The sequence below is a fragment of the Sinorhizobium garamanticum genome (assembly GCF_029892065.1).
GTDB classification, from domain to species: Bacteria; Pseudomonadota; Alphaproteobacteria; order Rhizobiales; family Rhizobiaceae; genus Sinorhizobium; species Sinorhizobium garamanticum.
In genome coordinates this window covers 133,878-145,495 of record NZ_CP120374.1, presented here as the reverse complement: position 1 = coordinate 145,495, position 11,618 = coordinate 133,878, and the positions used below count along the sequence as shown (strand labels likewise).

At 59.8% G+C, this 11,618-nt stretch carries 10 protein-coding genes; 7 read left to right on the top strand and 3 right to left on the bottom strand.

Annotation, left to right across the window (positions count from 1 at the left end; genetic code table 11):
* Positions 1-83: 83 nt before the first annotated feature.
* From PZN02_RS20635 to PZN02_RS20625, 3 genes are all read left to right on the top strand, one after another.
* Positions 84-3,227 carry an efflux RND transporter permease subunit gene (locus PZN02_RS20635; protein WP_280662541.1) on the top strand — a complete coding sequence of 1,048 codons (3,144 nt, stop codon included), beginning with the start codon at positions 84-86 and terminating at the stop codon, positions 3,225-3,227.
* A 15-nt stretch (positions 3,228-3,242) separates the two neighbouring features.
* Positions 3,243-4,394 carry an efflux RND transporter periplasmic adaptor subunit gene (locus PZN02_RS20630; protein ID WP_280662540.1) on the top strand — a complete coding sequence of 384 codons (1,152 nt, stop codon included), beginning with the start codon at positions 3,243-3,245 and terminating at the stop codon, positions 4,392-4,394.
* A gap of 293 nt (positions 4,395-4,687) precedes the next feature.
* Complete coding sequence (locus PZN02_RS20625; RefSeq protein WP_280662539.1) at positions 4,688-4,876, top strand: hypothetical protein; 189 nt, start codon at positions 4,688-4,690, stop codon at positions 4,874-4,876.
* 110 nt (positions 4,877-4,986) lie between these two features.
* Here PZN02_RS20625 and PZN02_RS20620 read toward each other — a convergent pair whose 3' ends face one another.
* Complete coding sequence (locus PZN02_RS20620) at positions 4,987-5,934, bottom strand: LysR family transcriptional regulator (protein WP_280662538.1); 948 nt, start codon at positions 5,932-5,934, stop codon at positions 4,987-4,989.
* Positions 5,935-6,233: 299 nt separating this feature from the next.
* Here PZN02_RS20620 and PZN02_RS20615 point away from each other — a divergent pair, with 299 nt between their 5' ends.
* The 3 genes from PZN02_RS20615 to PZN02_RS20605 all read left to right on the top strand — a co-directional run bounded on the left by PZN02_RS20615 (position 6,234) and on the right by PZN02_RS20605 (position 8,544).
* Entirely contained in the window at positions 6,234-6,866 is a 633-nt protein-coding gene (locus PZN02_RS20615; protein WP_280662537.1) for a response regulator transcription factor, read from the top strand.
* 381 nt (positions 6,867-7,247) lie between these two features.
* On the top strand, positions 7,248-7,727 hold the full coding sequence (locus PZN02_RS20610; protein ID WP_280662536.1) for a carboxymuconolactone decarboxylase family protein: 480 nt from the start codon (positions 7,248-7,250) through the stop codon (positions 7,725-7,727).
* Between the two features lie 61 nt (positions 7,728-7,788).
* A complete protein-coding gene (locus PZN02_RS20605) occupies positions 7,789-8,544 on the top strand; it encodes an SDR family oxidoreductase (RefSeq protein WP_280662535.1) in 756 nt (251 codons plus the stop codon).
* A 144-nt stretch (positions 8,545-8,688) separates the two neighbouring features.
* Here the strand turns inward: PZN02_RS20605 and PZN02_RS20600 are convergent, their stop codons facing one another.
* Entirely contained in the window at positions 8,689-9,495 is an 807-nt protein-coding gene (locus PZN02_RS20600; protein WP_280662534.1) for an SDR family NAD(P)-dependent oxidoreductase, read from the bottom strand.
* A 274-nt stretch (positions 9,496-9,769) separates the two neighbouring features.
* On the opposite strand from PZN02_RS20600, the gene PZN02_RS20595 reads away from it, so the two are divergent.
* Positions 9,770-10,744 (top strand): alpha/beta fold hydrolase, encoded by a 975-nt coding sequence (locus PZN02_RS20595; protein ID WP_280662533.1) that lies wholly within the window; start codon positions 9,770-9,772, stop codon positions 10,742-10,744.
* A gap of 455 nt (positions 10,745-11,199) precedes the next feature.
* Here PZN02_RS20595 and PZN02_RS20590 read toward each other — a convergent pair whose 3' ends face one another.
* Complete coding sequence (locus PZN02_RS20590; protein ID WP_280662532.1) at positions 11,200-11,592, bottom strand: response regulator transcription factor; 393 nt, start codon at positions 11,590-11,592, stop codon at positions 11,200-11,202.
* Between the last annotated feature and the right edge of the window lie 26 nt (positions 11,593-11,618).

Below are 11,618 nucleotides of genomic sequence, written 5' to 3'. Positions count from 1 at the left end.
GTCGATTTCGGCGGTGTCCATCGGCCGTTGCCGGCCGGTGCGGCCCAAGCTGGCGCCCGCGTCGTACATGGGTCGGTCCGGCCATGATCGAGTTCTTCATTCACCGGCCGATTTTCGCGTCTGCTATCGCCATCGTCATGACGCTTGCGGGCGCCATCTGCTATTTCCTGCTTCCGGTCTCGCAGTTCCCAGACATTACGCCGCCGCAGATCGTCGTCTCCGCCAACTATCCGGGTGCCAGCGCCCAGGTGGTCGCCGATACGGTCACAACACCGCTCGAACAGCAGATCAACGGCGTGCCGGGCATGCTCTACATGTCTTCGACGAGCTCCAATGACGGCTCGTCGAGGATCATCATATCCTTTGACGTCGGCTATCCGATCGACGTCGCAGCGCTCGACGTGCAGAACCGCGTATCGCAGGCGGCATCCTCGCTGCCGGCCCTGGTAAACCAGAGCGGTGTGACGATCGCCAAGCAGATACCGAACTTCACCGTGCTGGTCAGCCTCGATTCGCCCGATGATTCCGTCGATTTCGCCTCCGTCAGCAACTATGCCTACCTGCAGATCCTCGATCCGCTCAAGCGCCTGCCGGGCGTCGGCGATGTCCAGCTCTTCGGCGAACGGCGTTACTCGATGCGCGTCTGGCTCGATCCGGACCGGATGGCCAATCTGGGCATCACCGCCGTCGACGTGGAGAACGTCATCGAGGAGCAGAACGTCCAGGTTGCCGGCGGAAAGATCGGGCAATCCCCGGCACCGGCCGGCACACCCTTCGAGATGCAGATCAATGCGGTCGGTCGTTTGAGCGACCCCAAGCAATTTGCCGATATCGTCCTGCGTGCCGACCCGGCGACCGGCGCGACGATCAGGCTGCGAGACGTGGCGCGCGTCGAACTGGGCGCGCTGCTCTATTCGTCATCGGTGACCTTCAACGGCAAGGAGAGCGTCGTCCTGGCGGTGTTCCAGGCGCCCGGTTCGAATGCGCTCGATCTGCAGAGCCGGGTCAAGGCCAAGATGGACGAGCTGTCGCAGCGCTTCCCGAGCGGCATCGCCTATCACATGTTCTACGACACCACGCGCTTCGTGTCCGCGGCAATGCATGATGTGATTATCACGCTGGTCGAAGCGCTGGCTCTGGTCATCGCCGTCGTCTTCATCTTCCTCCAGAACGTGCGCACCACGATTATCCCGACGATCGCCATTCCGGTGTCGCTGATCGCGACGCTCATCGTCATGTACCTGCTCGGCTTCTCGCTGAACATGCTGAGCCTGCTCGGAATGGTGCTCGCCATCGGCCTGGTGGTCGACGATGCAATCGTGGTCGTCGAGAACGTCGAGCGACAACTCGAGTCCGGCCTGCCGCCGCTCGCGGCAACGCGCAAGGCGATGCAGGAGGTGACGGGACCGATCATCGCGACGACTGCCGTGCTTCTGGCGGTCTTCGTGCCAGTCGCCTTCATTCCGGGCGTAGCCGGCAGCCTTTACAATCAGTTCGCTCTGACGGTTGCGATCTCGGTCGCGTTTTCCGCTTTCAATTCGCTGACGCTCAGTCCCGCGCTCAGCGCCGCTTTCCTGCGCCATCGCGGCGCGCCGAGATTCGTGCTCTTCCGCTGGTTCAATACCGGTTTCCATTGGTTTTCGCATGCCTATGCGCACAGCATCGCGGGACTCGTCCGTTGGCGTTGGGCCCTCTTCGCACTCTTCCTGATCGCCATCGGCTCCACCTACGCATTGTGGCAACGCATTCCCTCGACGTTCCTGCCCGTCGAGGACCAGGGATATTTCTTCGTGGTCATCCAACTCCCCGACGGTGCATCGATAGAACGAACCGAAGCCGTCGCGAGGCAATCGGAGGGAATCCTTCGCGGCACGGCCGGCGTGGATTTCGTCGGCTCCGTGGTCGGCTTCAACTTCCTGACTTTCGCGAGCCAGTCCAATTCCGCGGTCCAGTTCGCCGTCCTGAAACCATGGGACGAGCGCCCTCCGGAACAAGGAGCATCGGCGCTGCGCGAAGCGGTGCAGCCACTCCTCCTGCAGATCCCCGACGCTCTCGTGCTCGCCTTCGATCCACCGTCGATACAGGGGCTCGGCGCAACGGGCGGTTTCGAATTCCAGGTCGAAGACCTGGGCGGGCGCGGCAGCGTGGCGCTGAACGACGCCACCCAAGCCCTGATAGCCGAGGCGCGAAAGCAGCCGGAAATCAATCCGCACCAGCTCTTCACCACATTCAGCACGTCGAGCCCGCAATTCAACTATGACCTCGACCGGGACAAGGCAAAGCAGTTGGGTCTCAACCTGCCGGATATATTCAACACCCTGCAGATCTATTTCGGTTCGCTTTATGTCAACGACTTCAACCTGTTCGGCCGCACTTTTCGCGTCACGCTTCAGGCCGATCAAAGCGCGCGCTCCAATCCTGCCGACATTTCCCGGCTTTACGTGCGCAATTCGGCGGGCGATATGGTGCCGCTCAGCACGCTCGGCGCGCTGAAACCGACCGTAGGCCCCGAGACAATCAGCCACTACAACAATTATCCGTCAGCGTTGATAAACGGCGCGGCCGCGCCGGGCTACAGTTCGAGCCAGGCGGTGGCAGCGATGGAGCGCACCGCCGCGGCCACCCTGCCGCGGGACTTCGGCTTCGAATGGACGGGCATCACCTATCAGGAGATCCGGGCGGGATCGATCGCCGCGCTCGTCTTCGCGCTGGCCATCGTCTTTTGTTTCCTGATCCTGGCGGCGCAGTATGAAAGCTGGTCGATGCCCTTCATGGTGCTGCTTTCGGTGCCGCTCGCCCTCCTTGGCGCCCTGCTCGCCCTGTGGCTCAGGACCATGCAGATCGATGTCTACTCGCAGATCGGCTTCGTTATGCTGGTTGGCCTTGCCGCGAAAAACGCTATTCTGATCGTCGAGTTCGCCAAACGGCGCCGGCAGGAAGGCCTGGACATCATCGCCGCCGCCGCCGAAGCGGCCCGCCTGCGGCTACGGCCGATTTTGATGACGGCATTCGCCTTCATTCTCGGCGTCGTCCCATTGATGTACGCGAGGGGCGCCGGTGCCGCCAGCCGGCAGTCGATCGGCACAACAGTGTTTGGCGGTATGCTCATGGCAACCGTCCTGACACTTGTTTTTGTCCCGGTTTTCTATGCAGTCATCGAACAATGGCGGGAGGGGCTGTCGACGAGCCCTGCCGAAGGGCAGCGAGACCCCGAGGCGGCGGAATAGGGACTGGAGCTTGATATGCGCGGTTTGAAACTTGGCTTTGCCGCAGCAGTCGCAATCGCGGCTCTGGCTGCGGCCTATTCATACACCGGCGGCAGGCTTGACCTCGAAAGCGGTGGCGCGGGGGCAGCGGTTGCGACTGCACCTCCTGCCATGCCCGTTCCCGTCGCCGCGGTCGTCAAGAAGACGATCCCCATTTACCTCGAATATTCTGCACGGACGGAATCGATCCGCAACGTCACGCTCCGGGCCAAGGTTTCCGGCTATATACAGTCGCAGGAAGCTCCGGACGGCGCCGACGTCACGCAGGGCGAACTCCTCTACCGGATCGACCCGCGCGACTACGAAGCAGAGCTCGATCAGGCGAAAGCCCAGGTCCGACGCGACGAGGCGTCGCTCGCCTATCTTCGCAGCAATCTCACACGCGGCAACGAACTGGCCACGACCGGCTATCTGGACAAGGACACCTTCGACCAGCGCGCAAGCGCCGTGCGCCAGGCGGAGGCGGCCCTCGCCATGTCGCGGGCGCGGGTCCGCACCGCCGAGATCAACCGCGACTACACTGAAATCCGCGCACCCTTTGCAGGAAGGCTCGGGCGAAACCTGGCTCCCGAGGGAACACTGGTCAGCGACGTGGCCGGCACGCCACTCAACAACCTCGTGCAACTTTCGCCGATCTATGTCTCCTTCAATCCGAGCGAACCCGAGCTCGCCGATATCCAGAAGGCACGGGCGGCCGGGCCGGTTCAGGCCGAAGTGTTTCTGCCGGGTGATGCCGAGCCGCGTCACCGCGGCGATCTGACCTTCATCAACAACGCGGTCGAGCGCAATACCGGCACGGTCGTGGCGCGCGCGACGATCGAAAACAAGGATCTGACCTTGCTGCCCGGCCAATACGTGCGCGTTCGCCTGCGCGTCAGGGACGAACCGAACGTGCTTATGGTGCCCGAGACCGCACTCGGGTCGAGTCAACTCGGCAAGTATGTCTATGTCGTCGGCAAGGGCGACGTTGTCGAGCAGCGGCTGGTCTCTCTCGGCCCGAGCAATGGCGGCCTCGTGGGTCTGTCATCCGGTGTTTCCGAAGGCGACAAGGTAATCGCCGGTAACCTGCAGAAAATCTTCCCCGGCGCGCCGGTGAAGCCGATACCGGTGAACCAGGCGCAGAAATAGCCAGGCGGTCGTCCTGCCGCACCGACGCGCGGGCACCGGACTGGCCGTGCGCCAGTCGACAGTTATGGCGCATGGCGAGGGCATGGGCGGTCCAATCATCTCCGATGGCGGCGCCCGGTTCCGATTCTCGCTGCCGATCCGGACGACGTTCTCCAACTTGCTGCGTGAGGCCGCATCGCAACCACATAAACTCCCGTATAGTTACGGCACCTGCGGAAAGTATCTACACCGCCACGAGCGGCCGCTAGGCGGCATCCGATCTACCGTTCACGAAATAGAGTGGGAGATACAGGATGATACGCAGTGATCTTAAAGCGCTCGATAAGTCTCCGACCAAGCAGGTTTGGGATGTGGCCGAATATTGCAGGCGGGCGGGTATAGGCGAAGCCGAACAAACGCGGCTGATCAAAGTGCTCGGCCCGTATGCCTCAAGCCACGAACTGCAGATGAACATCGTTCGGCCTCAGATCCGCACGCGCTGAACGCGAGCATTCAATGAATGTCTCATCGGGTGAGCAGGCCGCTTTCATAGGGCAAGACGAAGACCGGACGGCGGTGGGCTCGGTCCGCGATGATGCGCGGCGCGCTACCGTTAGTCGCCGAGCCGACCATCTTCTCTGTCGTCATCGGAGCTTTCCTGGTGTTGATCATGAAGGAACGGTTTGATCTGCTCCGCCACGAAGTCCATGAACAGTCGCGCCCGCAGCGGTGGCGTCCTGCCAAATGCATGAAGAAAGTGAAGCGGCACGCGTTTGAGGGGGCGAGAAGGCAACACGACTTCCAACTTCCCCGCACGGATGTCGGCTTCGACTGCGCAACGCAAGAGACAAGCCACTCCAAATCCGTTTAACGCGGCGGCTCGGAGCGCGAATCCGCTATCCAGATCAAGACGACCCTCGGGCTCGATGATCTCACCATCCAGGAACGGGATCAGAAAAGGCCGCCCGCCGAGGATGTAGCGCAAATGATTTGCTGAGCTAAGTTCCTCGATGGAGGCGGGACGCCCAATCTTGCGCAGGTAATCCGGCGCCGCCACCAGGACCATCGGCAGTTCGCCGAGCGTGCGGAGATTGAGTTCGCTGTCGACAGGAGCACCAGCACGCAATGCCAGATCGTAGCCCTCGCGGATCAAGTCGACAGGACGATCCGCCCACCCCACTTCCAGCCTTATCTCCGGGTGGGCAGGCAGGAAATCGGTTGTCAGCGCATCCATCAAAATTCGTCCGAGCTCGCTTGGCATCGTTACGCGCAGCGCGCCGCGAGCGGTGGAGGCCGACCGAACCACTTCCTCGGCATCTTCAAGGCCGCGGAGCAATGGCACGGTTCGCTCGTAGTAGGCTGTTCCTTCGACCGTCAGCGTGAGCGATCGCGTGGAACGCCGGAAGAGTTTAGCTCCGAGGCGCTGCTCCAATCTGGCTACACTCTTTGAGACCGCAGATGGGGTCGTTCCCAGGAGCTTGGAAGCGGCACTAAAGGAGCCGGCCTCCACGGTCAAAACGAACGCCGATAATCCGGCAGTCTTATCACCAATAATCGCCATTACCGACATCCCAGCACAAATGCTGTGCCGACCTAGGCACTTACGAGCCGGATTGTCGAGGATGTAATGAGCCGCGGCCTCGAGCCCAGCGAGTGCCGCACCGCCTAACCCACGGACAAAGCAGCGAAATCGTCGATCATTCAAAATTTTGGACGTTCAGTTGTGCATCCTCTAGCTTCTGCTCGCCATGGCCAAAAACGCGGGCGAGCTAAACCCTTCTATACTTCGAAACAGGGTGCCTCCTAAAACAAATCGAGGCAGAATGCGGCTATCGTTCCGGCATTCGAGGAGACAGCAAGATGTCCGCCGCACTCAAAATCGAAGACGCCCCGATCGAGGAACAAGTTGTGGTTGTGATCGACGACGATGCCGACATACGTCTTTCCATGGCCGATCTCTTTGAATCTGTGGGCATTAAAGCATCCTCTTTCCGCGACGCTCTGGATTTCATCGAGAACGGTTGCCTGAACGCTTCAGGTTGCATTGTTCTGGATGTTCGCATGCCAGGAATGAGCGGCATCGAGTTTCAATCCCGGTTGGAGGATCTGGGATGCCAAACTCCAGTTGTCTTCGTGACGGGCCATGCCGATGTGCCCATGAGCGTAACGGCAATGAAAGCCGGTGCGGTAGACTTTCTGCTAAAGCCCTTCACCAATGAAGAGCTGCTCGACGCAGTAAGCAGGGCTTTCGAGACTGATCGGGTCAAACGACAGGATGCCGTCGTCAGGAATGCCATCAAGCAGAAAGCGTCGACACTGACGCCTCGGGAAAAGCAAGTGATGCAGCACGTCACCGACGGCCTTATGAACAAGCAAATAGCCTATGAGCTCGGGATCAGTGAGATCATGGTCAAGATTCACAGAGCCAGCGTGATGCGCAAGATGGAAGCCCGCTCACTAGCCGACCTGGTGAAAAAATCAGAGCTCATCTAATCCTTGCCACCATGAAAAAGCCGTCCGAGAACAATTGCTCGGCATCGCCTTTTCTCAAGACGACCAATTTGCGCGACTGACACGTGGCCTGCTGCCGAGGTTGGGTAATCGCACCTGGCGCAACGATACGTTGCGAAGGCCGTGCGGGCGCATTGACCCCTCCATACACAAGATCCGTGGCCAGTCGCGCCCGCGGCGCTGTAGGGCGATCGCCCTCCAGCCGCCGCCAATCTCGCGTCCGCGAAGTGCCTCGAAGCGGATCCTAAACCAAGGTTTAGGATCCGTGGGGAGGGCGTTCAAACTACTATTCGCGACGTTCCAACCTCTCCCAAGCGCCGGCCGGGCCGGCATCCATTGGCGAACAAGCAGGGTAAGATTTCTATGACACAGCGACTGAACTACGCACAGCAGTCCCCCGAACTCTTCAAGAAGTTGATGGAGCTCAGCGCCGCAGTGAACGATAGCGTCATCGACCAGAAGACGCGCGACCTGGTGCAGATCCGGGCCTCGCAGATGAACGGGTGCGCCTTCTGCCTGGACATGCACGTCAAGGAAGCAAAGATCCATGGCGAAAGCGAGTTGCGCGTCCACCATGTTGCGATCTGGCGCGAGTCAAACTTGTTTGCCCCTCGCGAGCGGGCAGCGCTGACCTGGACGGAAGTGCTGACGAACCTGCCGGCCGGCGGCGTTCCGGATGATATTTACGAGCGTGTCCGCAGTCAGCTCTCCGAAAAGGAGATTTCCGACCTCACATTCGCAGTCATGGCCATCAATGCCTGGAACCGCGCCAGCATCGGCTTCAAAGCGGTTCCAGGATCAGCCGACAAGGCCTTTGGCCTCGACAAGGCCGGCTTGAACTAACTCGTTGCTCTCATTTGCTCGACTCCAAACGCGACCTAATCTGCAACCGGAGGTATATGTAATGAAAATCGTTATTATAGGTGGGACCGGCCTTATCGGTTCGAAGACTGCCGAGCGTTTACGCAAGCGCGGCCACGAAGTCATCGCTGCGGCACCGAATACGGGCGTCAATACGATTACCGGCGAAGGACTCGCCCAGGCTCTTGAGAATGCCAAAGTGGTGCTTGATCTCGCAAACTCTCCGTCATTCGAGGACAAGGCCGTGCTCGAGTTCTTCGAGACATCGGGCAGAAACCTGTTGGCTGCGGAGAAAGTCGCAGGTGTCAGGCACCACATCGCGCTGTCCGTTGTCGGCACCGAACGCCTGCAAGAAAGTGGCTATTTCCGCGCCAAGCTGGCGCAGGAAAACCTGATCCGAGCATCCGGCATACCTTATACGATTGTGCACTCCACACAGTTCATGGAGTTCGTTAACGGCATCGCCCAATCGGGCACCGTCGGCGACACGGTCCACCTGTCCCCAGCGTTCATACAGCCGATCGCTTCGGACGACGTCGCGGACGCCATGACCGACGTGGCGCTGGGTGAACCGCAGAATGGGATCGTCGAAATCGCCGGTCCCGATCGTGTGAAGCTCAGTGGATTGGTCGAGCAGTATCTGAAGAAGATGAAAGATCCGAGAAAGGTCGTGGCAGATCCGGAAGCACGCTATTTCGGTGCACGTCTCGAGGACAATTCTCTCGTTTCGGACAAGAGCCCGCGCCTTGGCCGCATCACCTTCGAACAGTGGTTCGCCATGACGGCCCAGCCGAAGTAAAGCTGAGCACGCGACGAGAGCATTTACGACATGCCGGGCGACTGGCACGTTCTCGCCGTAGCCACGAACAAATAAGAACCCGAAACGACAAAAAGTCTGGCCGCGACAGTAGAGTTCGCGGCCAGCCTTTTCCATCCCGGTTTCTCACACGATCGAAAGCCCTCCATCTATCGACAGAATTTGACCGGTCGTCCATGCCGTCTTCGGGTTCGCAAACATCGCTATCCATTGGGCGACGTCGTGCGGTGTGCCCCGACGCTTCAACGGGATCAGATTGCGCTCATGCTCCTTGACGTCCTCCGCTTCTTTGGCAGTCAGTCCCATCATCCCCGTCAGCGCGCCGGTTTCTGTCGGCCCGGCGGCAATTGCATTTACGCGCACTCCATGGGGTGCAAGTTCAAGCGCCCAGCAGCGCGTGAGATGCTCGAGCGCCGCCTTGCTCGCAGCATAGTGAGAGAAGCCCGGAGCAGCCTTGTGCCCATAGGTACTGGAGATGTTGATAATGGCCCCGCCCCGACCGCTCAAGTGCGGAAGGGCTGCGGCGGCCAATAGACTCGGGCCCAGCACGTTGACAGCAAAAATGTCCTTTATCCGGTCCTCTGTTGCGTCCGCGAGTGGCATGATGCCGCCTGCTCCGGCGTTGTTGATCAGAATATCCAGCCTCCCCCAAAGACCGATTGCTTCCTCAACCGTCCGCTTGATGTCAGCCGCCTTTGCCACATCGGCAATGATTCCTTTGATGTTTTCCGATTGGGCGCAGACTTCATCAATTCCCGGCTGACGCCGTGCCGTTATCAGAACACGAGCGCCAAGCTTTGCTAATGTAATAGCCACTTCGCGTCCGATGCCGGAACTACCACCAGTTACGATTGCGACTAGATCGCGCATCACTAAACCTCTTCTTTTCACTGGATTTTGGTCTTCATGGGCAACAACTGGTCTTTGCCTCATGAACGCTTTTCTCTTCGTTCCCGCTAACAGGAGCCAGACTGATCTATCACAACCGCAGGATTTTATTAGCTATCCACATGGCACGTCGCCTTTGCCGCTTTGTCTTGAATGAGGTCGCGACGGCGGCCTTTAGGAAACGGCCGGACCCAAACCTTTGTACAGCTACAGTTGGCAAACCTGGGCGCTCATGCTCGCAAGCGCCCAACGACGTCGTGGGCGGCACAAGCACGAAAACCATCCAACACGCATCGTTTTGCCGATGTAGGAGAAAGCAATGGATTCCAATACCCCCCAGACCACTCGCCGTGGCGTAATGACCGCCGGGCTCGGCCTCGCCGCTGCAGCGGCCCTTCCCGTGGCGTCGGCGACACCAGCCTCAGCTTCCCCCGCTTCTCCCGCAGGGAGCAGCACACTGCGCGCAAACAGAGTCGCCACTGCTGACGGCGTGGAGATCTTCTACAAGGATTGGGGCCCGAGGAGCGGGCAGCCCATCATGTTTCATCACGGTTGGCCGCTCAGCTCCGATGATTGGGACGCGCAACTGCTTTTCTTCATGGAGAAGGGTTATCGAGTCGTCGCTCACGACCGACGTGGGCATGGCCGATCGAGTGATGTAAACGACGGCCATGATATGGACCACTACGCCAGCGACGCCGCGGCCGTGGTCGAGCATCTGGATCTTCGCAACACGATCCACGTCGGTCACTCGACCGGAGGTGGCGAAGCAACCCGCTACGTTGCCCGCCACGGCAATGGGCGCGTGGCCAAGCTGGTTCTCATTGGCGCCGTTCCCCCTCTCATGGTCAAGACGCCTGCAAACCCCGGTGGGCTGCCCATTGAGGTGTTCGACGGCTTCAGGAAAGCGCTGCTGGAGAACCGCAGCCAGCTTTACCGGGATTTCGCAAGCGGACCGTTCTACGGATACAATCGACCCGGCGCGACCCCCTCGAATCCAGTGATCGAGAACTGGTGGCGGCAAGCGATGACGGGCAGCACAAAGGCCCAGTACGACGGCATCAAGGCATTCTCGGAGACTGATTTCACCGAAGACCTCAAGACCATCGACGTGCCGACTCTCATCATGCACGGCGATGATGACCAGGTTGTTCCGGTCGCCGATACCGCCCTCTTGTCCGCCAAGCTTCTCGGCAGCAACGTGCTCAAGGTGTACAAAGGTCTTCCCCACGGCATGGCAACCACCCACGCCGACGTGATCAACCGCGACATCCTCGAGTTTATCACCGCGTAAATAGAATTCGCCGACGTGCAATTACAGCCCCCAGTGTTGCTGGGGGCTTCCGAATTGCCGATGACGGAATCTGCGGCATCAATCCGCTTTGCCAGCCGCACTACTGCTCCAGCGTCCTTTGCGCGCCCAATAAGACGCGGCGCTGCAGGCTTCCAAGTCTTGTCTCGCGTGCGTTCAATCAACTGCCTGAGCTGTCACTTCGTCCTGGCAGATGACCGTTCTTGCCTCGGCATCGATCACAGTGGTCGAAATCGAACGATCCCTCCGCTCGCGGCCCGCTATGCCACCCGGAGCAATGCCTCGAGGTCGCGTCTTCGTGTTGGCATTCCGTCGGGATTGCCGTCGTAATCGAACACACGTAGTCGCTGTTCCGTCATTTGTTCGGGAGGTGCGCCCTCTGAGCTCGGGGGCCAATGCCGCAGCGGCGTTCAAAGGAATGCAGTCAGGGTGAGCGGCTAGTCCGTACCCTCACCGCGGCTGTCGTCTCCAACTGCCGACTCAAGCATCGCAACCAGCTGATCCGAGTCGATGGGCTTTGACAGAACACCACGAGCGCCACCTTGCCTGGCAGCTGTGGTCAACCACTGATCACGAAAGGCCGTCATGAATATGAATGGCGTTTGCACGCCCTTGCTGTTCAATATTTCCAACAACTGCAACCCATCGACACCGGGCATTTTGACGTCGGAGATAATGCAGTGAATTGGGCATTGGCGATAAAGCGCGAGGAATTCCGGCGCTGACGAAAAAGCAATGGCTTCGTAACCCAGTGACTCTAGCATATCTTTCATCGAATCGCGGAGAGCGTCGTCGTCATCAATAACAGCGATGGTGCATGGTTGACGCAAGAACCTAACTCTACTTCAGGAACTAC

Excerpts from the sequence above, each read along its gene's own strand:
- PZN02_RS20635 (WP_280662541.1), top strand. The coding sequence starts at position 84 with ATGATCGAGTTCTTCATTCACCGGCCGATTTTCGCGTCTGCTATCGCC.
- PZN02_RS20630 (WP_280662540.1), top strand. The coding sequence starts at position 3,243 with ATGCGCGGTTTGAAACTTGGCTTTGCCGCAGCAGTCGCAATCGCGGCT.
- PZN02_RS20625 (WP_280662539.1), top strand. The coding sequence starts at position 4,688 with ATGATACGCAGTGATCTTAAAGCGCTCGATAAGTCTCCGACCAAGCAG.
- PZN02_RS20620 (WP_280662538.1), bottom strand. The coding sequence starts at position 5,934 with ATGGCGATTATTGGTGATAAGACTGCCGGATTATCGGCGTTCGTTTTG.
- PZN02_RS20615 (WP_280662537.1), top strand. The coding sequence starts at position 6,234 with ATGTCCGCCGCACTCAAAATCGAAGACGCCCCGATCGAGGAACAAGTT.
- PZN02_RS20610 (WP_280662536.1), top strand. The coding sequence starts at position 7,248 with ATGACACAGCGACTGAACTACGCACAGCAGTCCCCCGAACTCTTCAAG.
- PZN02_RS20605 (WP_280662535.1), top strand. The coding sequence starts at position 7,789 with ATGAAAATCGTTATTATAGGTGGGACCGGCCTTATCGGTTCGAAGACT.
- PZN02_RS20600 (WP_280662534.1), bottom strand. The coding sequence starts at position 9,495 with ATGAGGCAAAGACCAGTTGTTGCCCATGAAGACCAAAATCCAGTGAAA.
- PZN02_RS20595 (WP_280662533.1), top strand. The coding sequence starts at position 9,770 with ATGGATTCCAATACCCCCCAGACCACTCGCCGTGGCGTAATGACCGCC.